At 50.7% G+C, this 25,591-nt stretch carries 20 protein-coding genes and 1 riboswitch; of the genes, 8 read left to right on the top strand and 12 right to left on the bottom strand.

Features of this window, described 5'->3' with window-relative positions; genetic code table 11:
• Nucleotides 1–44: 44 nt before the first annotated feature.
• Entirely contained in the window at nucleotides 45–1,553 is a 1,509-nt protein-coding gene (locus ACLJXE_RS07720) for a YdgA family protein (protein WP_410750552.1), read from the bottom strand.
• 107 nt (nucleotides 1,554–1,660) lie between these two features.
• The gene (gene manA, locus ACLJXE_RS07715) at nucleotides 1,661–2,836 is read right to left on the bottom strand and encodes a mannose-6-phosphate isomerase (protein ID WP_410750551.1); all 1,176 of its coding nucleotides are present in this window, start codon (nucleotides 2,834–2,836) and stop codon (nucleotides 1,661–1,663) included.
• A gap of 263 nt (nucleotides 2,837–3,099) precedes the next feature.
• Here manA and fumB point away from each other — a divergent pair, with 263 nt between their 5' ends.
• Entirely contained in the window at nucleotides 3,100–4,746 is a 1,647-nt protein-coding gene (gene fumB / locus ACLJXE_RS07710; protein ID WP_410750550.1) for a class I fumarate hydratase, read from the top strand.
• Between the two features lie 141 nt (nucleotides 4,747–4,887).
• Complete coding sequence (gene fumC / locus ACLJXE_RS07705) at nucleotides 4,888–6,291, top strand: class II fumarate hydratase (protein WP_410750549.1); 1,404 nt, start codon at nucleotides 4,888–4,890, stop codon at nucleotides 6,289–6,291.
• Here fumC and tus read toward each other — a convergent pair.
• From tus to ACLJXE_RS07690, 3 genes are all read right to left on the bottom strand, one after another.
• Nucleotides 6,288–7,217, bottom strand: a complete 930-nt coding sequence (tus, locus tag ACLJXE_RS07700; RefSeq protein ID WP_410750548.1) for a DNA replication terminus site-binding protein — start codon at nucleotides 7,215–7,217, stop codon at nucleotides 6,288–6,290. The two genes, fumC and tus, sit on opposite strands and share 4 nt — an antisense overlap.
• 73 nt (nucleotides 7,218–7,290) lie before the next feature.
• Nucleotides 7,291–8,592, bottom strand: coding sequence for a two-component system sensor histidine kinase RstB (gene rstB, locus ACLJXE_RS07695; protein WP_410750547.1), 1,302 nt, complete (start codon nucleotides 8,590–8,592; stop codon nucleotides 7,291–7,293).
• Nucleotides 8,593–8,969: 377 nt separating this feature from the next.
• Nucleotides 8,970–10,262 (bottom strand): voltage-gated chloride channel family protein, encoded by a 1,293-nt coding sequence (locus tag ACLJXE_RS07690; protein ID WP_410750721.1) that lies wholly within the window; start codon nucleotides 10,260–10,262, stop codon nucleotides 8,970–8,972.
• A gap of 87 nt (nucleotides 10,263–10,349) precedes the next feature.
• A riboswitch (Fluoride riboswitch) is annotated at nucleotides 10,350–10,411 on the bottom strand.
• Between the two features lie 76 nt (nucleotides 10,412–10,487).
• On the opposite strand from ACLJXE_RS07690, the gene ACLJXE_RS07685 reads away from it, so the two are divergent.
• Both ACLJXE_RS07685 and ACLJXE_RS07680 read left to right on the top strand, forming a co-directional pair.
• Nucleotides 10,488–11,318, top strand: a complete 831-nt coding sequence (locus ACLJXE_RS07685) for an aminoglycoside phosphotransferase family protein (RefSeq protein ID WP_410750546.1) — start codon at nucleotides 10,488–10,490, stop codon at nucleotides 11,316–11,318.
• 121 nt (nucleotides 11,319–11,439) lie between these two features.
• Nucleotides 11,440–12,468, top strand: coding sequence for a HoxN/HupN/NixA family nickel/cobalt transporter (locus tag ACLJXE_RS07680; protein ID WP_410750545.1), 1,029 nt, complete (start codon nucleotides 11,440–11,442; stop codon nucleotides 12,466–12,468).
• A gap of 40 nt (nucleotides 12,469–12,508) precedes the next feature.
• On the opposite strand, the gene ACLJXE_RS07675 is transcribed toward ACLJXE_RS07680, so the two are convergent.
• Nucleotides 12,509–13,864, bottom strand: a complete 1,356-nt coding sequence (locus tag ACLJXE_RS07675; RefSeq protein WP_410750720.1) for a cation:dicarboxylate symporter family transporter — start codon at nucleotides 13,862–13,864, stop codon at nucleotides 12,509–12,511.
• 234 nt (nucleotides 13,865–14,098) lie between these two features.
• Nucleotides 14,099–14,833 (bottom strand): two-component system response regulator RstA, encoded by a 735-nt coding sequence (rstA, locus tag ACLJXE_RS07670; RefSeq protein ID WP_410750544.1) that lies wholly within the window; start codon nucleotides 14,831–14,833, stop codon nucleotides 14,099–14,101.
• 126 nt (nucleotides 14,834–14,959) lie between these two features.
• Here rstA and ACLJXE_RS07665 point away from each other — a divergent pair, with 126 nt between their 5' ends.
• Nucleotides 14,960–15,295, top strand: a complete 336-nt coding sequence (locus tag ACLJXE_RS07665; protein ID WP_005121178.1) for a GlpM family protein — start codon at nucleotides 14,960–14,962, stop codon at nucleotides 15,293–15,295.
• Here ACLJXE_RS07665 and folM read toward each other — a convergent pair.
• From folM to ydgH, 3 genes are all read right to left on the bottom strand, one after another.
• Nucleotides 15,292–16,014, bottom strand: coding sequence for a dihydromonapterin reductase (folM, locus tag ACLJXE_RS07660; RefSeq protein WP_410750543.1), 723 nt, complete (start codon nucleotides 16,012–16,014; stop codon nucleotides 15,292–15,294). The two genes, ACLJXE_RS07665 and folM, sit on opposite strands and share 4 nt — an antisense overlap.
• Nucleotides 16,015–16,051: 37 nt before the next feature.
• Nucleotides 16,052–17,434, bottom strand: a complete 1,383-nt coding sequence (locus ACLJXE_RS07655; protein WP_286630331.1) for an amino acid permease — start codon at nucleotides 17,432–17,434, stop codon at nucleotides 16,052–16,054.
• Between the two features lie 186 nt (nucleotides 17,435–17,620).
• Nucleotides 17,621–18,565: a DUF1471 family protein YdgH gene (gene ydgH, locus ACLJXE_RS07650; protein WP_005121175.1), complete on the bottom strand. Its 945-nt coding sequence runs from the start codon at nucleotides 18,563–18,565 to the stop codon at nucleotides 17,621–17,623.
• Nucleotides 18,566–19,090: 525 nt separating this feature from the next.
• Between ydgH and pntA the strand changes: the two genes are divergently transcribed.
• Both pntA and pntB read left to right on the top strand, forming a co-directional pair.
• Nucleotides 19,091–20,620 (top strand): Re/Si-specific NAD(P)(+) transhydrogenase subunit alpha, encoded by a 1,530-nt coding sequence (gene pntA / locus ACLJXE_RS07645; protein WP_286630330.1) that lies wholly within the window; start codon nucleotides 19,091–19,093, stop codon nucleotides 20,618–20,620.
• Between the two features lie 10 nt (nucleotides 20,621–20,630).
• A complete protein-coding gene (pntB, locus tag ACLJXE_RS07640) occupies nucleotides 20,631–22,019 on the top strand; it encodes a Re/Si-specific NAD(P)(+) transhydrogenase subunit beta (RefSeq protein ID WP_286630329.1) in 1,389 nt (462 codons plus the stop codon).
• A gap of 45 nt (nucleotides 22,020–22,064) precedes the next feature.
• Here pntB and ACLJXE_RS07635 read toward each other — a convergent pair whose 3' ends face one another.
• A complete protein-coding gene (locus tag ACLJXE_RS07635; protein WP_410750542.1) occupies nucleotides 22,065–22,916 on the bottom strand; it encodes an aldo/keto reductase in 852 nt (283 codons plus the stop codon).
• A 262-nt stretch (nucleotides 22,917–23,178) separates the two neighbouring features.
• Here ACLJXE_RS07635 and ACLJXE_RS07630 point away from each other — a divergent pair, with 262 nt between their 5' ends.
• A complete protein-coding gene (locus ACLJXE_RS07630; protein WP_410750541.1) occupies nucleotides 23,179–24,375 on the top strand; it encodes a multidrug effflux MFS transporter in 1,197 nt (398 codons plus the stop codon).
• Nucleotides 24,376–24,406: 31 nt separating this feature from the next.
• On the opposite strand, the gene ACLJXE_RS07625 is transcribed toward ACLJXE_RS07630, so the two are convergent.
• Nucleotides 24,407–25,441, bottom strand: a complete 1,035-nt coding sequence (locus ACLJXE_RS07625) for an AI-2E family transporter (RefSeq protein ID WP_410750540.1) — start codon at nucleotides 25,439–25,441, stop codon at nucleotides 24,407–24,409.
• Nucleotides 25,442–25,591 lie beyond the last annotated feature (150 nt).

Genomic DNA, 25,591 nt, shown 5'->3' with positions numbered 1-25,591 from the left:
AAAAGCCCGATAAGCGGTATTATCGGGCTTGGTTCAGAGAAGAATTACTGTTGTGGAACTGCCGGCGCATCCGGTTCGCCAAGGGTCGGCATGCCGAACATACCAACAAACTCATCCAGCGGCATCTTCTGCCCGTTGAGCGTTACCTGGCCATTGGTGTACTGCAGGCTGGAGGCGATGGTGTTGTCCTGCATCGTGGTAATGCGGAACATCTGCCCCATCGCAGCCAGACCATTGACCTGCTGTTTAGCCAGACCCGCGGCTTGCTCCTGCTGATAGCCTTCAATTTTGGCTATCTGTGTCATGAACTCAGTCGCCATATCCACAGGAATAGTCAGCTTCGCGTCCAGTGATTTGACGGAGCGATCCACTTCCTGAGCCAGCGTTTGTGGTTCTTCTTTGGTCGCGGTTGGATCTTTGAGCAGCAGTGACAGGTTAAACGTTGTTTCGCCTTTCGCATTTTTCCAGCTTAACGGCGCAATGGTGATGACGGGTTCACCCTTCATCAGAATGGGCAGCGCATTAAAGAACGCTTCCGTGACTTTCTGCTGATACAGCTCTGGGTTTTGGACGACATCAATCTGTGACATCAACGCCTTGGTTTGGGCACTGTACTGCTGGCTGAACTGATGCAGGGCTTCACCGTCAATCTGACCCACTTTCAGCGTCAGCTTACCGCTACCCAAATCCTGACCCTGTAATTTAAGGCTGTTCAGGGTGTAATCCAGCTGACTGTTCACGGTTTTTCCATCGTTAATCAGATCGGATTTACCATCAATTCCCATGCCTTCCAGCACGGCCAGTTCTTTGCCTTCGACCGATATTGACAGTTTATCGAGAGACAGCTTCTGGTCGCCGATGCGTTCACCAAAACTGGCGACGCTGCTGGACCCTTCGGTTGTCAGGTTATTAAAGGTAATTTGCACCTTCTGGTCGTATTCGTTGACTGCATTAACCTGACCGTTTTGCGCAGCGCCCGTCAGGGAAACCGCGTTACCGTCTTTATCTGCAGTGAACTGGAATTCCCCACCGCTAAAGGTCACTTTTTCGTCGCTTTTTTCGTAGTTCAACGGTTTGAGGGAGAGATCTGAACGGGTGTCACCACTATAGCTAATTCGGGAGTTGATGACGAAAGGAGACTCGCCTTTAGCTATATCAAACAAGGGCTTAGTGACATCATTATTCACCAGTATTGTTCTCACCGAAGCCATAGCAGGAATAAGGTTCAATGACTTAAGCTGGGTTAACGGGAAAGGTCCGTGATCCACCGTTTCATCCAGAACGATCGTTTGGCCTGCTTTCAGCCATGCGTTTTCCTGCCCGGCGATAGGTTTCACTACCAGTTGCAGTTGGCTACTGAACACGCCGCGCTGGTAGTTTTGATAACTCAGTTCAATTCCCGCCTCAGGTGAGTAGCGTTTGATCTGATCATTTGCCTGCGTCACCATCTCAGCGAGATGCGTTTCCAGTTTCTTTCCGGTGTACCATGCGCCGCCCGTCCAGACGAGACCCAGCGCAACCACCACACCCGCAGCTACCAGCGATTTTTTCATTTCGATATCCATAAAATAAAACCAGGCGTTTGAAGACGCCTGGAGGAGTGACATGTTTTTAACTCTCTACTAGCTTAGCAAGAGTTGTTAAAAATATCAGTATCTTGCTAGAGCTTGTTGTAAACACGCGCTAAACGGCCGACACCGCTGACACTTATTGGCGATTCATTCGCACTAATAAATGCGGATTCACCCGGTTTTAGTACCAGCCGTTGATCGCCTTTGCTCAGTAGCGCTTCACCTTCTATGCAGAACAAAATCGCCGCGCTGTGCTGGCTAATTACGGCTTCCCCGGCAGAAAGTTCGTGCAGAGAGAAGGCGAAATCATCAACCGGGATCGGGAAGTCGAGTTCATCACCGGTTTTGACCGGAGTGGTCAACAGTTGGTTCGCCGGTTTTGCGACAAATTTAACGTTGGCCACCAACTCTGGAATATCAATATATTTCGGTGTCAGCCCTGCACGCAGCACGTTATCAGAGTTCGCCATGACCTCAAGTGCCACACCTTGCAGATAGGCGTGCGGCGTTTCGGCGAACAGGAACATCGCTTCGCCAGGATTTAGCTTCACCACATTCAGCAGCAGTGGGGAGAAAAGACCGCTGTCGTTCGGGTAGACATCAGCGATAAGGCGAATAGTCTGCCACGGTTCGCCTTGCTGGCTGTTGAGGGCTGATTTCAGTATTGCCAGTGCATGCGTTTTTTCCTGGTCCTGCATATTTAACAGGCTGGCGAAAAGGTAGCTCAGGCGCTCGGCACCGGGTTCCTGCAAAAAGTGAGCAATGGCAGGATGCGCGCCAGCAACCGGTTGTAACAACGCAACGATGTCAGAGAACTCGCGAAACGCATTCATCGCCAGGAATGGCGTCAGGGCAAAAACCAGCTCTGGCTTGTGGTTCGGATCTTTGTAGTTACGCTCAGCGGCATCCATTGGGATCCCGGCTGCGTTTTCTTTGGCGAATCCTATCTCAGAGTTGTGTTTGTTCGGATGGACCTGAATAGAAAGTGGTTGAGCGGCGCAGAGCACTTTAAACAGGAAGGGCAGTTCGCCAAAGCGTTTTGCTACGGCATCGCCTAACAGTGCGGATTTATCGTGCTCGATAACATCGCGCAGAGCAACGGGGTGGCCATCGGGCCCTTGAACCTGAGAGCTGCTTTTCGGATGAGCACCCATCCACAGCTCGGCCATTGGCTGCTGGGTGGGGTTGGCAATGCCATAAAGTTCCGTTAACGCAGTTTTACTTCCCCAGGCGTAGTGTTGCACTGAGTTGATGAGTTTTTGCATTATCAATGCCCTGTTTCAATGTTGAAAAATCTCTGGCTATTAAACCAAGAAACCCCGGACGAAGTAACCTGCACGTGCAAAAAGTCGTACTAGTCTCAGTTTTTGTTAAAAAATTGTGTAGGATATGGTGACTCGCTTTTAATACCCTGAGTAATTCCGGTTGCAGAAAGCCATACCTTCTACAACCCGATCTGCGGCAGGGAAGCAGGGCAATGGAACATCTGCCCAGAGAATAACCAGACCGAGCAGTAAGTGAGAGCACAATGTCAAACAAACCCTTTCATTATCAGCATCCTTTTCCCCTCAAAAAGGATGATACCGAATACTATCTGCTGACCAGCGACCATGTTTCTATTGCCGAATTTGAAGGTCAGGAGATTGTCAAAGTTGCGCCTGAGGCTTTAACTTTGTTGGCTCGCCAGGCGTTTCATGACGCATCGTTTATGTTGCGTCCTGCGCATCAGCAGCAGGTTGCAGACATTCTGCGTGATCCGGATGCCAGCGAAAACGATAAATATGTCGCCCTGCAATTCCTGCGTAACTCTGATATCGCGGCAAAGGGCATTCTGCCGACATGTCAGGACACCGGCACAGCGATTATCGTGGGTAAAAAAGGACAGCATGTCTGGACCGGCGGCGGTGACGAAGCGGCGCTGGCGCGTGGGGTTTATAACACCTACATCGAAGATAACCTGCGCTATTCACAGAACGCCGCGCTGGATATGTACAAAGAGGTGAACACCGGTACCAATCTGCCCGCACAGATTGACTTGTATACCGTCGATGGCGATGAATACAAATTCCTGTGTATTGCCAAGGGCGGTGGTTCGGCGAACAAAACCTATCTGTACCAGGAAACCAAAGCGCTGCTTACACCAGGCAAATTAAAAAATTACCTGGTGGAGAAGATGCGTACGCTGGGAACCGCAGCTTGCCCGCCGTACCACATTGCGTTTGTGATTGGCGGAACGTCCGCAGAAGCCACGCTGAAAACGGTGAAACTGGCGTCGGCGAAATACTACGATGAACTGCCGACCGAAGGTAACGAGCATGGTCAGGCATTCCGCGATGTTGAACTGGAAAAAGAACTGCTGATTGAAGCGCAGAACCTTGGTTTAGGCGCTCAGTTTGGCGGGAAATACTTCGCACACGATATCCGTGTGATCCGCTTGCCGCGTCACGGCGCGTCGTGCCCGGTTGGCATGGGCGTTTCCTGTTCAGCGGATCGTAATATTAAAGCCAGGATCAACCGTGAAGGGATCTGGATTGAGAAGCTCGAGCACAATCCTGGCAAATATATCCCGGAAGAACTGCGTCAGGCTGGCGAAGGCGAGGCCGTGCGTGTCGACCTGAACCGTCCGATGAAAGATATCCTGGCACAGTTGTCGCAATATCCGGTTTCTACCCGCTTGTCGCTGAATGGTACGATTATCGTTGGACGTGACATAGCGCATGCGAAACTAAAAGAACGTCTGGATAACGGCGAAAGTTTGCCGCAGTATGTTAAAGATCACCCAATCTATTACGCCGGACCGGCAAAAACACCGGAAGGTTATGCATCTGGCTCGCTTGGCCCAACCACCGCCGGTCGCATGGATTCCTATGTTGATCAGCTTCAGGCCGCGGGCGGGAGTATGATCATGCTGGCAAAAGGAAACCGCAGCCAGCAGGTTACTGATGCTTGCCATAAGCATGGTGGTTTCTACTTAGGTAGCATTGGTGGTCCAGCGGCGGTGCTGGCCCAGGGCAGCATCAAGAGTCTGGAGTGCGTGGAATATCCCGAGCTGGGGATGGAAGCCATCTGGAAAATTGAAGTGGAAGATTTCCCGGCGTTTATCCTGGTGGATGACAAAGGCAACGATTTCTTCCAGCAAATTCAGACGTCGCAGTGCGCACGCTGCGTTAAGTAACGTCAACCGCCCTACGGGGCGGTTTTTTTTACCGCACGAACCACCAAACGACAGTTTTTTCCTCGTTAATACTCATAAGACCAATGCAAGTGGGCAATGTCGAAACATAACCTAATCAATCGTTAATATAAGGAGCAGGTAATGGTAACGGTACGCCGCGAGAATGATTCAATGGGTGCGATCGATGTTCCGGCCGATAAACTCTGGGGCGCGCAAACTCAACGATCGCTGGAGCATTTTCGCATTTCAACAGAGAAAATGCCGGTCTCGCTGATCCACGCGCTGGCGCTGACTAAGCGGGCCGCTGCGAAGGTTAACCAGGATTTGGGGTTGCTGGCTGCGGAGAAAGCTGCTGCCATCATGCAGGCTGCAGACGAGGTGCTGGCAGACAAACATCGTGATGAGTTTCCGCTGGCTATCTGGCAGACCGGCTCCGGTACACAAAGCAATATGAATATGAATGAGGTGCTGGCAAACCGGGCCAGCGAATTGTTGGGCGGCGCGCGGGGGATGGAGCGAAAAATACATCCGAACGATGACGTCAACAAAAGCCAAAGTTCAAATGATGTTTTTCCCACGGCAATGCATGTTGCCGCGCTGTTGTCTTTGCGTGAGCATCTGATCCCTCAGTTGAATGTGTTGACCACCACGTTACGTGAAAAATCGCATGCCTTCGCCGACATTGTCAAAATCGGCAGAACCCACTTACAGGATGCGACGCCCCTGACGCTGGGCCAGGAGATCTCAGGCTGGGTGGCAATGCTGGAACATAACCTGAAGCATATCGAGTATAGTCTGCCGCACGTTGCTGAACTGGCGTTGGGCGGTACGGCGGTAGGGACCGGGCTGAACACCCACCCGGAATATGCCGAGCGGGTTGCGGATGAACTGGCTATGTTGACCTCTGCACCTTTTGCCACCGCCCCGAATAAATTCGAAGCCCTAGCCAGCTGTGATGCACTGGTACATGCCCACGGTGCGCTCAAAGGCCTGGCAGCATCGCTGATGAAAATCGCCAATGATGTACGCTGGCTGGCATCCGGTCCGCGCTGCGGCATTGGCGAAATTTCTATTCCTGAAAATGAACCGGGCAGTTCCATCATGCCGGGTAAGGTCAACCCGACACAATGTGAAGCCCTGACTATGCTGTGCTGTCAGGTCATGGGTAACGATGTTGCCGTTAATATCGGCGGGGCGTCAGGGAATTTTGAACTGAACGTCTATCGCCCGATGGTTATCCACAACTTCCTGCAATCGGTTCGCCTGTTGGCTGATGGTATGGAAAGCTTCAATGAGCACTGTGCGACAGGGATCGAGCCCAATCGTGAACGCATTGATCAGTTGCTCAACGAGTCACTGATGCTGGTAACCGCGCTAAACACCCATATTGGCTACGATAAAGCGGCTGAGATTGCTAAAAAAGCGCATAAAGAAGGACTGACCTTAAAAGCGTCAGCCCTGGCGTTGGGATATTTAACCGAGGCCGAATTCGACAGTTGGGTCCGCCCAGAACTGATGGTCGGTAGCCTGCGCCCGGATCGTTAATCTGCTACATACAGGTGCAGCCGTGGGATAATCAGTCTTAACGGTTGCGCCTGAGGTTTAAAACGGTGCTGAACATTGTCAGCATCGTAGTTCAGTAATCCTCCGATATCCGGTACCGTCATGCTGTTTTCGTTATTTATTAGTGCAATTAATGGCGTCGGGCAGGCATATTGCACCTGTTTTTGTTGCCCTTTGTACCAGACACGGGCGATGGGTTGTACTTTGACCGGGCGTTTGATCTTCAATTTTGCCTGTTGTGGCAGGGCAGCGATGTCCTGGTATTCGCGCTCAAGCCTGGCCTGCCACTCTTCGCGGGTCCACGGATGCACACTGCGGGGTGATGCCAGGCTCTTTTCCAGTTGTTGCAGTACTTCATCACGCGTCAGGTTCTTAATAATGTGCTTGTTAGCCCAGCCAAATCGCAGGGTAGCCGGTTCTCTGACGACCGTTAGCGTACGATAGGCGTTCAACGTAATCAGCCCCGGTAAGTGGCGGTGCACCCATTCAAAACGCGCGGCCGATGGCAGACCAGAATCTACGGTGACAATACGCTCAAAGGTAGTTTTAAGCTGATTAATACGTTGTATTTGCTCTTCCAGCACGACTTGTGTGCCGGTATCCACCTGATAGCAGAGTACCCCCGGCAGGCGGACAGCCGCTTTGCTACTGCGATTCTCGGACTGCTGTTGAATAAACAGGTGGCGATAGTGGCGCAGTGCCAGGGTTTCCGCCTCTTTACCCAGGTGCTGTTTAACGTCGATGGTTTCCAGTGGCGCGTGTTCTGCCTCTTTCACCACTTCCGGCAAAGAGAACACGCGAGCAATCAGTAGTGTCTGCTGTTGCAATTGCCCGGTGAGGTGTGCCAGTTCTTGTTCCATCTGGCGAAAGGTTCCGTTTAAGCGTTCGACGAGATCGTAGCGAGCCATAGGTTTACCATTTTAGTTACAACATACTTTTTTATAACATAAGATACTCAGCCTGACCACCGAGCAGTGCAGGTCAGGCAGCTGAAAATTCAGGTATGTTATGCCAGACAGGCCAACTGAAGGAGAAGCGGGCACCACCCAGTTCACTTTCATCACAAACCACCGTACCGCCCATAGCCAGAGCGATAGAGTGGACGATGGCGAGGCCAAGTCCGCAGCCACCTGTCGCCCGGTCACGGCTGGGGTCCAGACGTACAAACGGTTCAAAAATTTGCTCGCGCGCAGCGGGTGCGATGCCGGGTCCATCATCTTCGACGGTCAGCGTTGCCTGACTCCCATTGAGTTGCAGGCTGGCTTGAACAGTAGACTGGCAGTAACGCAGAGCGTTGTTTAACAAATTATCCAGCACACGCTCCATCAAACGCATATCCAGTGCGCCATAGTCGCCGATCTGAAGATGGCGCAGGCGTACCGCATGATCGGGGTTGACGCTTTGTACATCTTCCAGATGGGTTGTTAGCCACACGGGCAGGTCCGGAACACTGAGTTTTAGCTCATTTTGCGGCCGGTCCAGACGAGCATAGGTGAGCAATTCTTCAATTAACGCTTCCAGTTGACCAATATCGCGGTTTAGCGCCTGCGATTCCTGATCGGTGAGGTTATCGCTCATCTCCAGGCGGTAACGCAATCGCACCAGCGGTGTGCGAAGCTCATGGGCAATACCGTCAATCAGCTGTTTTTTACTGGCAATCAGGGCATTGATATTGTCTGCCATTTGGTTAAATGCCACGCCCAGACGCTCAAAGCTTGAGCCACTGTCAAAGTGTAACCGCTCATTAAGATGCCCTTCACCAAAACGCTGCGCAGCGGCCTCCAGTCTGAGCATCTCTTGCCAGTGTGGGCGCATCCAGATCAGCACAGGGAAGGCCAATGAAATAGCAATGAAGGCCATCAGCGCGACGTCCAGCAAGCGCATCTGGTGCAGGAAATAGAGATAAGGTACCGGGCCGACGGCCAGTACATAGTGGCTTCGCGGAATTCGTTGAATAAAGGTGTACTGATCGTCGAGCGCAACGATATCACCTTCCCGTAAGCGCTGCATGGTGGGAGCATCCAGATGGTATTTATTCAACGGTTCTACGCGAAGATCAAAAGACAGGTTTAAATCCATCTCTTTCAGGGTTTTCCCCCAGTCACGCGGTGGGATTTCGCGTAATTCGCTGCGCATCAGATACAACGAGCTTTTCATCAAATCGTCGAGCGACTGTCTGCCCGCACGTTCTGCGGTGAATTTGTACACCAGGCCAACCAGCAGGGTCATCACCAGAAAACAGACAAACAACAAGAGATAAAACTGCACAAACAGCTTTTTCATACAAATCACCGAACACTTAATAGGTTAGCTAATGTGCAGTTGCCCCGGAGCAGGTGGACGGTATCACCGTATCCACTGACGCACGGGGTGAATATCAATCCGACCACCATCAACGCACTTATCCTGGCAGATTACACGGTATAAACCATTTCTGCATTCTTATGAGCTACCAGGCGACTATACAGGAGCGTCATTCAATGGGGATAACTCTACGCAGACCAGTCACTCAATAGCTTACCTGAGCCTACACCTGGGGAAATTTTCGATTTATACAACAACACTACCCGCCGAAAAAATAGCGATATCCTGCGCCGGTTCAACAGCTAAACCATTTATATAAACGGGTGTATTTAGAATTCTTTATCTATCCAAATGATTTAATCCTGTTTGTGGGTATTTGCCGCGCGGAAAGCGGGTATATCCGCCAGTTTAATGTTCTCCGGGACAAAACCGTGTTTCGGGCAGGCAACACGCTGAGAACGATAAATACCGGTATAGCCAGATATCAGCCAGGCAACCGCGCAGGCCAGTGCGGCATAAATTCCAGTTTCTGATCCAAATAACTCAATGGCCATCAGTGTTGAAGCGACAGGCGTATTTGCGGCCCCGGCAAAGACAGCGACAAACCCCATACCCGCAAGGAAACTGACGGGTAAATGCAGTAATGGTGCAAGTGCATTGCCCAGAGTGGCCCCAATATAAAAAAGCGGGGTGACTTCCCCTCCTTTAAAACCTGTGCCCAGTGAGACCGCGGTAAATACCAGTTTGCCCAGAAAATCCCAGGGGGCCAGCTGTTGCTGGAAAGCATCCACGATCACCGGAATGCCGAGGCCGATATAGCGATCTGCAGCTAAAAAATACACCGCGACGGCCACGACAAGTCCCCCAATGAACGGCCTGAGCGGTGCGTAACGAAAGGTTCGCTGCATAATGCTACCGATAGCATGCGTGAGGTTAGCGAAGATCCGCGCGGTAAAACCAAAGCAGCAACCGGCGATAATAACGGCAATCAGTGTCCATGCGGAGAAATCAGGGACCTGAGAGATGGCGTAATGTGTATGCTTTACACCCCACAACAAACCTGTCTGATCGGCGACGATAGCCGCGAAAATACAGGGAATAAGCGCATTGTAATTCATGCGGCCAATCGCCAGCACCTCTAGGCCAAAGATTGCACCTGCCAGCGGGGTGCCAAATACGGATGAAAACCCCGCGCTGATGCCCGCCATCAGAACAAGACGTCGGGAGTCAGGTGTCAGTCTAAAAAGACGCGTAAACTGATCGGCGATGGATGCACCCATTTGTACTGCTGTTCCTTCACGCCCGACGGAGGCACCAAACAGATGAGAAATCACGGTGCTGATAAATACCAGCGGCGCCATGCGTAGGCGGATGACGCTGTGAGGATGGTGGATTTCATCAAGAACGAGGTTATTGCCACCTTCAACGGCGCTTCCGTACAACAGATAAATCCATCCTACAATGAAACCGGCGACAGGAAGTAACCAGATAAGCCAATGGTGGTTGACTCGGGTCGTGGTGGCCCAGTCAAGAGAAAACAGGAACAATGCGGAAGCTGTACCGGTTAGTACAGCGATGAGCAACGCAAGGGCAAGCCATTGCCCGAGTGCAGTTATTGAATTATTGAGCAGAAAGTGATTTGAGCGCATTGACGCATCCTCTGATGAATTATCATCCCGGACACACAGCGCAGCATGGCTAAAAATACGTACACCTGCTTCTTCCCGGTCCGGGAATATAAAGCAGGCATCATTAGCCACATGGCGGTTCAAGGGGGAATGCCATCCCCTGTGTGCGCTATATTACTACAAGAATCGATTCAGCAAAAGAGCGCAGCCTCCTGGCTAGCATGAGGGAATACATTGGAAAAATGCATGTTTCAAACCTGGCTTCGCCAATGGGCGCTTATTCCTGACGGCAATCCGGTTATGACGCGAACATCAACGCTATTACCTGTTGCCACAATTAAAGAGGGCCGGAAAGCCATGCTTAAGCTTACTGATGATGAAAATGAGCGTACTGGTGGTGAGCTTATGGTGTGGTGGAATGGCAGCGGTGCGGCGCAAGTGATGGCTCATGATAATGGCGCGACCTTGCTGGTACGCGCCACAGGAGCGGATTCGTTATCCGCGATGTCCAGAACGGGGGAGGATGGGCTGGCATGCCGCATTCTTTGCAATACCGCCCGACAGCTCCATCGGCCTGCAAATGTGTCTACACCGGTATTAACGCCGCTGCGGCACTGGTTTCGCAATCTTGCCCCTGCGGCGAAAATTTATGGTGGAGTCATGAGGCGCTGCGCAGAGATCGCAAACGAATTGTTCTCTTCTCCTCAGGATGACGTCGTATTGCATGGTGACTTACACCACGGCAATGTCCTCGATTTTGGTCCGGGAGGATGGCTGGCAATTGATCCCAAGGGGCTACTGGGTGAGCGAGGGTTTGATTATGCCAATATATTCACGAATCCTGACCTTGCCGATCCCCGTGTTGCTATCGCGACAGACCCAAATATTTTTAAGCAACGCGTGCAACTTGTCTCTGAGATAGCCGGGATTGAACGACAGCGACTGCTGATGTGGATAGCTGCATGGTGCGGTTTATCTTCTGCATGGTTTCTGGAGGATGGGGAAAATGCGGCGATAACCTTGCGTGTCGCGGAGTTAGCGATTGCTGAACTGGACGAAGAGAGCAGGCAATGTTGATCTAAGACACGGGGCTGGTAATTCTTAAACGTTATCATTAGGCTGGTAAACGTTTTATTAATCTATCAGTGAACGGCGGTGATGTTGTGTTGTTTATTACAAAACGAGTGGGCCGGAAATAATGACTTTGTGGTTTTCATTAATAAAAAAACGGCCAAACCTCATATTGCTGGTGGTTTTTCTCATCGGAGCAAACATCGTCGCCTGGCTTTGGGCATTCGCCGCGTTTAGTCATAATACGTCACTTCTGGCGCTGAGCCTGATCGCGTGGTGCTATGGTTTGCGTCATGCAGTCGATGCCGATCATATTGCTGCCATAGATAGTGCGACGCGAAAACTCATGCAGCAAAACAAACGTGCACTGACGACGGGGGCATGGTTTTCTCTGGGACACTCTACCATCGTCGTGCTGGCAAGCATTGGTATTGCTCTGACCACCAGCGTGTTTAAGCAGCATATGGAATGGTTTCAGAATATTGGTGGAATTATCGGAACCTCCGTTTCTGCCGCATTTCTGCTGATTCTGGCTACCATTAACCTCATCATTTTCTGTCAGGTCTGGAAGGCGTTCCGCCATCTGAAACGTACCGGTATTTATGATCTTTCCACGGAAGATGTCACGGTTTCAGGTCCGCTGAGTTGGCTATTCCGCTCAGCCTTCAGGTTGGTTGGGAAAGACTGGCACATGTATTTTGTTGGTTTCTTATTTGGCCTGGGCTTTGACACCGCGACTGAAATCTCGTTATTGGGCATATCGGCTTCAAGCGCCTCCAACGGGATGTCTGTCTGGTCCATTTTAGTATTCCCTGCGCTGTTTACCTGCGGTATGGCGCTGATTGATTGTCTCGACAGTATTCTGATGGTTGAGGCCTACGGTTGGGCATTCAATAAGCCACAACGTAAGCTGTATTACAATATGACCATTACCGGAACCTCAGTGATTGTGGCGCTGTTTATTGGCGGACTGGAGGGATTGAGCCTGCTGTCTGATGCATTTTCGTTACAGGGCGGGTTGTGGGACACGGTCAGTAACTTAAGTGACCACATGGGCAACGTCGGGTTTGCCATTATTGGTGTCTTTATTGCCTGTTGGATTATTTCCGCGTTGAACTACCGCTGGAAAAAATATGACGGTCTGACGTTCGGTTAACATAAAAAAGCCTTCCGTGATAAGGAAGGCTTTGATCTTATTAGTGGTCTACTAACTCATTTGAATTTGCACATTGTGAACCCACTATGCGCTTGTTCAACATCCGGTTGGCCACCACGCCAGACATCATAGAGCCGTTCACATTTAATGCCGTTCGCGCCATATCGACAATCGGTTCAATGGCGATAAAAATCCCCACCAGCGCCACCGGGAAATTAAGGGTTGAAAGAACAATCAACGCGGCAAATGTGCCGCCTCCACCAACGCCGGCAACACCGATAGACCCCAGCGCAATTGCAGGTAACATGGCGAGGAGAAAGTGCATTGAAAGCGGGTCAATGCCCATTGTCGGCGCAATCATTGCCACCATGATGGCAGGATAGATCCCGGCGCAACCATTTTGTCCCATGCTGGAGCCAAATGAAGCTGCGATGTTGGCTATGGTACTTTGTACCCCCATTTTTTCCTGTGCTGAAATAGCCAGCGGGATAGATGCAGCGCTGCTGCGTGACACAAATGCAAAGGTTAATACTGGCCAGACGGTTTTAAAATAGTTAATGGGATTATTGCCGCTGAATACCAGTATCAGCGCATGCACGATAAACATCATTAAGATCGCGATATAACAGGCAGCAATAAAACCTAACAGGCTAGCGAACTGTTCCAACCGATATGCGGAGAAGACACCGGCCATTAATGCCATCACGCCGTAGGGTGTGAGAGCAATAACGATACGCACCATTTTCATCACCCAAATCTGGATGGCGTTAATTCCCACGCTTAATTTCTTCCCGTCTTCTGGCGCGTCTTGTTTAACTTTTAATAATGCAATACCGGCCAGAAGAGTGAAGATCACGATACCAATAACAGAGACGCTTCTTGCTCCAGTTAAATCGAGAAAAACATTGGTGGGGATTAACGATGTAATCAGTTTAGGCAGGGAAATTGCCGTGGTTTTGCTCACATCATCCGCTGTCAGCGTTGATTGCATATGACTAAATGCACTGGCATCGAGACCTAACACATGCGCTGTGAGTAGCCCAATAAACCCAGCAATCATCACCAGACACAGCATGCAGCCAACGATGGTTAGCGACATTTTACCAATACCTGCGTTGTTTTCGAGTTTATTGATGGCGGAGAGAATCGAGATAAAAATCAGCGGAACGGCAACCAATTTCAGCAAGTTCACATAGCCATTGCCAATAATGTTATACCAGTCGATGACTATTTTACTCTTGTCGGCGGCAATCAGATGTAGGGACATGCCAATGACAGCGCCCAAGAAAATGGCTATAAAGACGCTTTTAGAAAGGGAATGGCTTTTTTGATGAATTCTGAAAATTGCCCATGAACAAACCAAAAAAATCGCGATATACGCGAGAGTAACGAACATATTGTAGCCTCTTGCCTCATTCAGCACCTGAAATGCCGGAAAGAGTTGTTTTCTGAACTATCCCCAAAACCCCCATGGTTTCAGGACCGGGGGGATTATAGGGAGGGAGGCCGTTCACAGCCACACAAAAAGTGTGGAACTGATTCAAGCGGCATCCTTATGCTTATTCTGCAAACAGCTTTTGTGACAATGTAACGGATTAACACGGTTGGTTGGGGAGCCAGCCCGGTTAAATTACTGACGAGACTCGTCGTCCCAGGCATGCGGAGCGAACAGATAACCTTTGTTGCGTACCGTTTTGATTCGATAGGGTTCAGTCGCGTTATCAAGCAGTTTTTTGCGCAACCGTGAGATCGCAACATCGACACTGCGGTCCATACCGTCGTAACTTACGCCGCGCAGGTTTTTCAGCAAGGCATCGCGATCCATAATCTGCCCGGCATGGGTTGCCAGTTCCCAAAGTAACTCAAAATCCGCCGTAGAGAGGGCGACTTGTACACCGCCGAGCAGCACAGACCGATTCGTTGGGTCAATGGTCAGTGCGCCAAAACGCAGTGTGGTGTGTGGGGTGATGGTGGCAGTCTGAATCCCTTTAGCCTGGGCTGAATGTTCGTTTTGGCGTAAATGCAGGCGCAGGCGAGCCAGCAGTACTGCCGGTGGTGTGGTTTTCAGGATGTAGTCGCAGGCACCCATTTCGAGGGCCAGAATATGGTTCATGTCACTGTCCAGCGAAGTCAGCAGGACAATTGGACCTTGCCAGCGCCCACGCAAATCACGGCAAATAGTCATACCGTCTTTACCTGGAAGCATAATATCTAACAACACCAGGTCGGGTTGCACTTGCAGGATTTTCTCTTCGGCCAAATCACCACGAGGTTCAACGATAACCTCAATATCATGCCGGGCCAGATAGGCCGCAATCAGCGAACCTACTTCGGGATCATCTTCAACAAATACGATGGTGTTCATATCATTCATTTTGAATATAAAACGCCAACATACACCGCCATCGTTTTTCCTTCCATTAATCTTTTCTAAACGAGAACGCTTCCGTTATGCTAGGGACTGATGTTATTGATGTGTTAAGGCAAAACGATGGGACTCGTAGTAAAAGCGGCGCTGGGTGCGCTGGTAGTGGTGCTGATTGGTTTACTGGCTAAAACAAAGAATTACTATATTGCGGGATTAATTCCACTGTTCCCGACCTTTGCGCTGATAGCTCACTATATTGTGGCCAGTGAGCGTGGAATAGAGGCATTACGTACAACCATTGTATTCAGCATGTGGTCGATTATTCCCTATTTTGTCTACCTCATTTCACTGTGGTACTTCACCGGTTTTATGCGTTTACCCGTCGCGCTCATTGGCTCGGTAGTTTGCTGGAGCCTGAGCGCGTGGTTGCTGATCTTTTGTTGGATAAAACTGCACTAGCGCAGGTGGCGACCACCGTCAACGGCAAAGCTGCGGCCGGTGACAAAACAACTGGTAAACAGGTAGTCTATTAAATCAATGACTTCTTTTTCACCGGGCGCTGTTTTCATCAACGATTTATTCAGCGCCTGCTGGCGATATTCTGCATCGTCACCTTCGTTAAACAGGATTAGCGAGGGGGCGATTGCATTAACTTTCACTTCCGGGGCCAGTTTGCGGGCGAATGAGCGGGTCATATTATCCAGAGCAGCTTTACTGGCAGCATACGCAATATGCTTGTCGCTGCCGCGTTCTACGACGTAATCAGTAAAATGGATAATATCGCTGGCCGCATGCCCATGTCCTCGCAGCAGTCCTTCCAGCGCGTGATTAAGCAGGTAAGGGGTATTCACGTGGATCTGCATCATACTGGACAGCACGTCAGAAAGCGGCAGCCCCGGTTTTTCGGCAACCCAGGCGCTGGCATTATGCACAATAGCGCGTAAACCTTCTGTACGGGCTTTCACTTCATTGGCAAAAGCGAGGACACCTTCGTCGGTCGCGAAGTCAGCCTGAATACACAGTGCACCCGCCTCTTGCAGGCCATCAATCGCCGGGTAGTGTGTCCGGTAGCTGACGATCACCGGCTGCTTTTGATTCAGAAAATGCCACGCGATGGCGAGACCGATGCGACGGCCTCCTCCGGTGATAAGTATTGGCAAAGCGGGCTTTTTACCCATCGAGATCTCCATGAGTCGCAAACGATGGGTCAAAAATTTAACCCATCAGCATCCAGGTCGCTGGAACAGCTGCTACAAGAAGCAGGCCGATCAAAGCCATTTCCTGGCGTTTTAATACGTTGTCATGCGCGTGAGTTTTGCGGGCATAAAGGAAAACCAGCAACCCCGGAGCATACAGCACCACGGACAACAGCAGGTGCATCGGACCTGACGCGTACAGTAACCATAAGCCATAAATGCATGCACCGACACCCACAGCCTGATGAATTGGACGGGTCGCTATTTTCAGTAAAAATGCGCCGACGAGGAAATAGGGCACCAGAATCATCTCTGAGGCAATAGTCAGCAGCGTATTGTAGTCAGAACCTGTGAGCCAGATCAGCACCAGACAGACCTGTACGCAGATGTTCGTCAGCCACAGTGATGCAGATGGTGCACCTTGCGCATTCTGACGGGCAAAAATACGCGGGAATGCTTTGTGCGTGGATGCCAGAAACGGGACTTCCGCTGCCATAATCGTCCAGCTCAAATAGGCGCCGCAGACAGAGACAATCAAACCCGCGGCGATAATGATTTCGCCCCACGGCCCCATCATTTTTACCATCAGACCAGCCATTGATGGGTTGCGGATTTCAGCCAGTTCCGGGCGTGCGACCACGCCAAGAGAAAGCAGGGTCACCAACAGGTATACGCCAAGCGCGGCAAGTACGGCCAGCAGCGTTGCGCGTCCGACATCGCGTTTGTTCCTCGCCCGTGCGGAAACCACGACAGCGCCTTCCACACCGATAAACACCCACAGGGTGATAAGCATGGTGTTTTTGACTTGCTCCCAAACAGGAACACCCAGTTTCACACCGGTAAAATCGAGGCTAAAGGTGTCAAGCTTAAATAACATGAATGCCAGAACGATAAACAGGCCAAGCGGCAGTAGCTTCGCCAGCGTCGCCACCAGATTAATGCTGGCGGCTGTCTGTACGCCACGTAACACCAGAAAATGCACGATCCACAGCAGTACCGATGCTCCAACAATAGACTGCCAGGTATTTCCGTCGCCAAACAGACGAAACGCAGGTGTATCGGTAAAGAAGCTAAGTGCGGAAAAGACGATAACCAGATAGGAAACGTTAGCGATAACGGCACACAGCCAATATCCCCACGCGGAACAGAAACCGATCAGCTCTCCGAAACCTTCACGCGCGTAGGTAAAGATACCACCGTCCAGTTCCGGGCGGATACGTGTCAGGATAAGCATGGCAAACGCGAGCAGCAGGATCCCCGCCCCCGTAATCGCCCAGCCAATCAATAACGCTGCCGGGCTCGCTACCGCAGCCATATTTTGTGGCAGGCTGAAAACACCAGCGCCAAGCATTGAGCTTAAAACCAGCGCTGTCAGTGCGCTCAGACCCAATTTCTTTTCCATTTGTATCCAGTTACAAAAACGAGAGTGAGAGAATAATTATTTTGGCAAACCGCATAAAAATGGTGAAAGCCACTAAGGCGCGGGATTTTACGGAGAGAAGACAGCGCATGCAATGGGGATAGGCAGATTTGTGACTAAAAATGATAAAGGCGGCATAAAGCCGCCTTTTATTATTACTATTGTCTGTTACTTATACAGGTCGGCGCTGATGGTCATGTTGTTACCACGTTCCGACCACTGGCGGGTGATGTGGTAGTACTTAGCCCCTTTTTTCGCTGCACGTTTAGCAACCTGGTAAGATACTTCGGTCATGTTGCCATAGTTACCGGTGAACTTGATGCTGTCGAATGGCACCATCATCGCGGCGGTAGCTTTGTTCAGCTCTTCAACTTTAGTACCGTCAGGCAGGGTGACAGTGTAACGTCCGCCTTTAGTTGACTGCGTTTCGAAGAAACGACCCACTTCGGCACTCGGAGACGCGGTTGTTGCCACACCAGGAATTTCAACTTTCTTCGCGGCTTCGCCACCGGCTGCTAACGCGGCACGTCCGGCATCAGAATCAGCCGGGATCGCATCAGGGCTTTGAACAACACGTTTTTTCGCATCTTCTTTGTAGATGAATGCGGTAATACGTTGGTTACCCCCCTGGTTGGCATCAACCTGGCGTACAATATAGAAAGAGTAAGCCCCTTTTTCTTTCGCCACTTTGGTGATGGCATCATTGACTTCAGGCTGGCTGCGGTAGAAACCCTGAACCGTAACGGTATCGAAAGGTTCAATCAGAACGGCCTGGTCTTTCGGTAATTCCATAACGCCGTTGATGACGCGATTTTTGGTGACTTCTGCTTTTTCAGCGTCGGCTTTATAGATATCGGCGACAACACGCCAGTTACCGCCACTGCCAAAATCTGAGGTATCAACAACATAAAAGGAGGCTGCACCGTCTTTATCTGCACGACGGGATACAGCGTCTACCGCATCACCGATAGCATTAAAACGACCGGTAACCACAATGCGGTCATAGGGTTTCAGGGCAGCTGCTTGCTCCGGCGTCAATTCTGTCGCTGCATTTACAGAAAAAGCAGTCGCAGAAAGAAGAGCGGACGCCAGGAGAGTGTTCTTAAGCTTCATAAAAATAATCCTTCGCCTTGCGCAAACCAGGTACTGGTATTGTTATTGACTAGAAACGTGGCTGATTATTGCATTTAAATTGTGTCAGTGTCTGCGTGATTTTTCACTCATCGTGCCACCCATGCTAACAACATCGATAACATTTAGTGATATGTCTAAAAATTCGGCGTTTGGCGGCTAAAACTGATAAAGCAGTTGAATTTCATAAGTTAATTTAATGTTAATCAATTGTTCTACGGTGGCGCTTAATCATGTTTTGCCGCTTCGCTTGAGCGAATTATCAGCCTTTGTGGGCTATTTAAAGGGCATTATCCCTGCTTGCGAGTGAATTCATTCCTGTTTTGCAAATTTCATAATAAATACTGTTTTTTGGCGCTAGATCACAGGCGTCATTTTCAGTAGGTTATACAGAGTTTGTTACTGTTTTATTTTATTGAGGTAACACTGAGCTCTCTCGGGAGTGTGCGCATGCCTCTTGCGAACATTGATAAACCATCATCAAAAATACAGATGGAAGGGAACATTATGCGAATTGGCATACCAAAAGAACGGTTAACCAATGAAACCCGTGTTGCAGCCACACCGAAAACGGTTGAGCAGCTGCTGAAGCTGGGTTTTAGCGTCGCGGTTGAAAGCGGCGCAGGTCAACTGGCTAGTTTTGACGATAAGGCGTTTGTGCAAGCAGGCGCAGAAATTGTTGACGGGAATGCGGTCTGGCAGTCAGAGATTATCCTGAAGGTCAATGCGCCAGAAGCGTTTGAGATTCCGTTGCTTAATCCGGGTACAACGCTGGTGAGCTTTCTCTGGCCTGCGCAGAACCCTGAGCTACTGCAAAAACTCGCTGAGAGAAATGTGACGGTCATGGCCATGGATTCAGTGCCACGTATTTCGCGTGCGCAGTCACTGGATGCCTTAAGCTCGATGGCCAACATTGCAGGGTATCGTGCAATTGTTGAAGCTGCACATGAGTTCGGACGGTTCTTTACCGGACAAATTACCGCGGCGGGTAAAGTTCCACCTGCCAAGGTGATGGTGATCGGTGCGGGAGTGGCGGGATTGGCCGCAATCGGTGCAGCAAACAGCCTCGGGGCAATTGTTCGCGCCTTTGACACACGCCCGGAAGTAAAAGAACAAGTTCAGAGTATGGGCGCTGAGTTCCTCGAACTGGACTTTAAAGAAGAAGCGGGCAGCGGCGATGGCTACGCCAAAGTGATGTCCGAAGCGTTTATTAAAGCGGAGATGGCGCTGTTCGCCGCTCAGGCAAAAGACGTCGACATCATCGTTACCACCGCGCTGATCCCGGGGAAACCCGCGCCGAAACTGATCACGCGAGAGATGGTTGATTCGATGAAGTCCGGCAGTGTCATTGTCGATCTCGCCGCGCAAAACGGAGGTAACTGCGAGTATACCGTTGCCAATCAGGTGACCACCACCGAGAACGGCGTCAAGGTTATCGGCTATACCGATTTGCCGGGTCGTTTGCCGACGCAGTCTTCACAATTGTATGGCACCAACCTCGTCAACCTGCTCAAACTGTTGTGCAAAGAGAAAGACGGCAACATCACCGTTGATTTTGACGATGTGGTGGTGCGCGGCGTGACAGTGGTTCGCGATGGTGAAATTACGTGGCCTGCACCACCAATCCAGGTTTCTGCTCAGCCACAAGCGGCGCCTAAAGCTGCACCTGCACCGCAGGAAGAGAAAAAACCTGCGTCTCCATGGCGCAAATATGCCCTGATGGCGCTGGTGGTGATTCTGTTTGGCTGGCTAGCCGATGTCGCGCCAAAAGAGTTCCTCGGACACTTTACGGTGTTCGCACTTTCCTGCGTGGTGGGTTACTACGTGGTGTGGAATGTCTCGCATGCGTTGCATACCCCGCTGATGTCCGTGACTAACGCTATCTCCGGGATCATCGTCGTGGGGGCATTATTACAAATTGGCCAGGGCGGCTGGGTGAGTTTCCTGAGTTTTATCGCGGTGCTTATTGCCAGCATTAATATTTTCGGTGGCTTCACCGTGACTCAGCGCATGCTGAAAATGTTCCGGAAAAACTAAGGGGTAACATATGTCTGGAGGATTAGTTACAGCTGCATACATTGTTGCCGCAATCCTGTTTATTTTTAGTCTGGCGGGGCTTTCCAAACACGAAACGTCTCAACAGGGTAACAACTATGGTATCGCCGGGATGGCGATTGCGCTGATTGCCACGATTTTTGGCCCGGATACCGGTAACGTCGCCTGGATTCTGGTCGCAATGATCATCGGTGGTGCAATTGGTATTCGTCTGGCGAAAAGAGTCGAGATGACCGAGATGCCGGAGCTGGTGGCGATTCTGCACAGCTTCGTCGGTCTGGCAGCCGTACTGGTTGGTTTCAACAGCTATCTGTATCACGATACCGGTCTGGAACCGATCCTGGTGAACATTCACCTGACAGAAGTGTTCCTCGGCATCTTTATCGGTGCAGTAACCTTCACCGGTTCTGTCGTGGCGTTTGGTAAACTGCGCGGCAAGATCTCATCGAAGCCGCTGATGCTGCCGAATCGCCATAAGTTGAACCTGGCGGCGCTGGTGGTCTCTTTCCTGCTGCTGGTCGTGTTTGTTCGTACCGAGAGCGTGGGCCTGCAGGTCCTGGCGCTGCTGGTGATGACTATTATCGCACTGGCGTTTGGCTGGCACCTGGTAGCATCCATCGGTGGGGCCGATATGCCGGTTGTCGTCTCTATGCTGAACTCCTATTCAGGATGGGCGGCAGCAGCGGCAGGCTTTATGCTGAGCAACGATCTGCTGATCGTTACGGGGGCGCTGGTCGGTTCCTCGGGTGCGATCCTGTCTTACATTATGTGTAAGGCAATGAACCGCTCTTTCATCAGCGTTATTGCGGGGGGATTTGGCACTGACGGCTCCTCAACCGGTGATACCGAAGAAGCCGGTGAACATCGTGAGATTAATGCCGAAGATACCGCTGAAATGCTGAAAAATTCGCATTCCGTGATTATCACCCCAGGCTACGGTATGGCGGTGGCGCAGGCGCAGTATCCGGTGGCAGAAATTACTGAGAAACTGCGCGCCCGTGGTATCAAAGTTCGCTTTGGTATTCACCCGGTAGCAGGGCGCTTGCCTGGTCATATGAACGTGCTGCTGGCGGAAGCCAAAGTGCCGTATGACATCGTGTTGGAAATGGATGAGATCAACGATGATTTCGCCGACACCGATACCGTGCTGGTGATTGGCGCGAATGATACGGTAAACCCGGCAGCGCAAGACGATCCGCGCAGCCCGATTGCCGGAATGCCAGTACTGGAAGTGTGGAAAGCGCAGAATGTTATCGTGTTCAAACGTTCAATGAACACCGGCTATGCAGGCGTGCAGAACCCGCTGTTCTTTAAAGAAAACACCCATATGCTGTTTGGCGATGCCAAAGCCAGCGTGGATGCGATTCTAAAAGCGTTGTAATGCGTGCTTAAAAGTAAGACGGCCTCTGCGGAGGCCGTTTTTTTGTTACACATCCAGTTTACGCTGGGTTAACCATTCCACGCGAGCGGGATCGCGATGCGAGAAAAATGCACTGATCCCGGCGTCCATGGCGGCGATTTGCGTCATTTCTTCAGCCGTTAGGGTAAAATCCAGTATCTGAATATTCTCTGCCATACGCGCTTTATGCACGGTTTTCGCCAGAGAAATAATTCCGCGTTGATAAATCCAACGCAGCACCACCTGACCGACGCTTTTCCCGTACTTCTCACCAATCGCGGCCAGTGTCGGATTTTGAAACAGGTCATTGCGTCCCTCGGCGAACGGCGCCCAGGCCTGTGGTTGAATATTGCGGCTCTGCATCCAGGCTACGGCATGCGGTTGCTGGTGGAAGGGATTCACCTCTATCTGATTCACCGCCGGGATGATGCGGTTGAAGGCCATCAAATCTGCCAGACGGTCCGGGTGAAAATTGCTGACGCCAATCGCGCGAATTTTCCCTTCCTCGTAGAGTTCCTCCATAGCACGCCAGGCACCGTGTACGTCGCCATAGGGCTGGTGGATTAAATACAGGTCAAGGTAGTCAAGCTGAAGACGCTGCAACGAACGTGCAAACTGAGCTTTCGCGCCAGCGTAGCTGGTATCCTGTAACCACAGCTTGGTTGTGATGAAGAGTTCATCGCGGGGTACGCCGCTTTGTTTCAGCGCATTGCCGACCTGAGTTTCATTCAGATAGGAGGCGGCGGTATCGATCAGGCGATATCCTGTTTCGATGGCATCCCGCACGGCTTGCTCACACTCGTTTGCGTCGGTCATTTGGTATACGCCAAAACCGAGCAGAGGCATCTCAACACCGTTATTTAAGACTGTTGTATTCATGGAACGCTCCTGAACATCATTTTTGCATTGGCAGCAGATTAGCAAATATCTGTTCACACCATTAGTTGGTTAAATTGGCATAAACCTATGAGCTAAATTCATTTTTAGCAGGATAATATGCGAAGATTGTCACATATGTTTGGTGCGAAAAGGGTGTTATTCATGATCGACACTCATAAACTTATGCTTCTTTCGCTATCTAATCACGGCCATTCACCCTGTATATACTGCCACCTGACTTTTCCTAAGATATCAGGACGCTATGCGTATATGTAAACAGCGCTCGCCGGTTGCTACTGCAAGCCACACCGGTCTCTCTTTTATTCTTATCCTCAGCGGCTTGATGGCCTTTACTTCACTTTCAACAGATATCTACCTCCCGGCGATGCCGACTATGGCAGGGGATTTAAACGGTAATGTGGAGCTTACTGTTACCGGTTTTTTGGTGGGGTTTGCTATTGCGCAGTTGATCTGGGGACCGATCAGCGATCATCTGGGCAGACGTAAACCGTTGTTCATCGGCATGGTGCTGTTTATCATCGGCTCAGCGGGGTGCGCGCTGTCTACGGATATTACGCAAATTGTTTTCTGGCGGGTCTTTCAGGCGCTGGGGGCCTGTACCGGACCGATGCTGGCGCGTGCCATGATTCGTGATCTCTTTGCTCGTACTCGTGCGGCACAAATGTTGTCAACCCTGGTACTGGTTATGGCGATTGCCCCCATTGCAGGGCCATTGATTGGCGGGCAAATTATTCTACTGAGCACCTGGCACTCTATTTTTTGGTTACTGGTCGTCATTGGTGTGCTGATGTTTATCTCTTTGCTGTGGTTGCCTGAAACACTATCTGAAGAAAGACGTGTAAAAGCCTCACTGGCAGGCGCATTTCATCATTACCGCGTGCTATTAACCAATGGTCGATTTATGCGCTACACCCTGAGTCTGACCTTTTATTACGTGGGTGCGTATGCGTTTATTACCGGTTCGCCATTTGTTTACATTCGCTATTATCATGTCGATCCGCAGCATTACGGCTGGTTATTTGCGTTAAATATTGTCGGCGTTATGGCGATGAGTGCGGTCAACCGCCGGCTGGTGCAACGGCATGCGTTAGAACAGTTGCTGAAGTACGCGACGATGTTGGCGGCACTGGCTGCTGTTGCATTGGCACTGTTGGTTAAGCTGGAAGTAGGGGGGGTTATTGCCATTATCATCACTGTGTTTCTGTTGTTTTCGATGAATGGGATCATTGCAGCAACGTCGACGGCCGCCGCGCTGGATGCGGCCCCCAATATCGCCGGTTCAGCATCGGCGCTGATTGGCTCATTACAGTATGGCAGTGGCATCATCTCGTCTTTACTGCTGGCGAGATTGAGTGACGGCACCCCCTGGACCATGGCATGGATTATTGCGCTATTCACACTGATGAGCGCCGCACTGGCATTCCGTGTCAAACAGTAGTTGAACAGCCCCGCGATAGCGGGGCATACACTTATTCTTTGTTAAGATCGCTCAGCAGGACGGCAATGCTTTGACCGCCATTTGTTTGCTCAAGGGCAATCTTTGCGATGATGGTCAGCGGTACTGAAAGCAGCATTCCAACGGGGCCGAGCAGCCAGCCCCAAAAAATCAGCGACAGGAATACCACCAGCGTAGAAAGTCCCAGCCCACGCCCCATGATGCGGGGTTCGAGGATATTGCCGAATACCAGGTTAATCACAAGATAACCTGCCAGCACGAGCAATGCGTCGTAAAAACCACTGAATACCAGTACCTGAGCAATAGGGGGAATTGCTGCCAGCACCGAACCGATGTTAGGAATATAGTTCAGGGCAAAGGCCAGTAGTCCCCAGACAAACGCGAAGCGGACATCCAGTGCGGCAAGCATGCCCCAGGCGACCAGACCGGTGACGATACTGATGGCGGTTTTTAGTACCAGATAGTGTGAGACACTGTCGATAGCGCGTTGGATCGCGGCCATTCCTTCAAGCGGCCGGCTCATCATTTGTTTAAGTTTGCTGGGGAGTTGCGGTACTTCCAGCAGCATAAAAACCACGGTCAGCAACAATAGGAATATCGAGGACATCGCATTAGAGAGTTGCGTCAATAAATTGGTGACCAACGTCATCGCAGCGTTTGGATCGACATATTTCACCAACTCGTCTACGGAAACACCGATCCCCGCACGTTGTAGCCACGGTTCGATATTTTTCAGTGGGATAACCAATGACGAACGATATTGCGGTAGTGTACGCGCAAGTTCATTTAAGGATGTACCTAAATAAGCCAGAAGCAGCACCATTAGCATGACAATAATAACAACCAGCAATGATACGGCGAATACACGCGGTATGCGGAGCTTAGCCATGCGTTGTACTACAGGATTGAGTACGACGGCGATAAATAACGCCAGAATAAACGGTACGATGATATCGGCAGCAAATCGGATACCGGTTAGAATGATAACTAACATGCCGAGCATAATAACTATTTTTAAGCCGTTAAGCGTGATGATCGGTTTTGCCATGTGAATCCCTGAATTTTTTATCAATATAATAATGTGATCCGCCTCGAGCCGTTATAACAAAAATCAAACGAGCCGGGTAAAGAAGTGAAAAGATTTTGAGTTCGCATTGAACCTATGATACAAATCATCTGTGTTTAACTACCGAGGACA

The sequence above is a fragment of the Citrobacter sp. U14242 genome (assembly GCF_046555775.1).
Classification (GTDB): domain Bacteria; phylum Pseudomonadota; class Gammaproteobacteria; order Enterobacterales; family Enterobacteriaceae; genus Citrobacter.
This window is presented reverse-complemented; position numbering and strand designations above follow the sequence as displayed.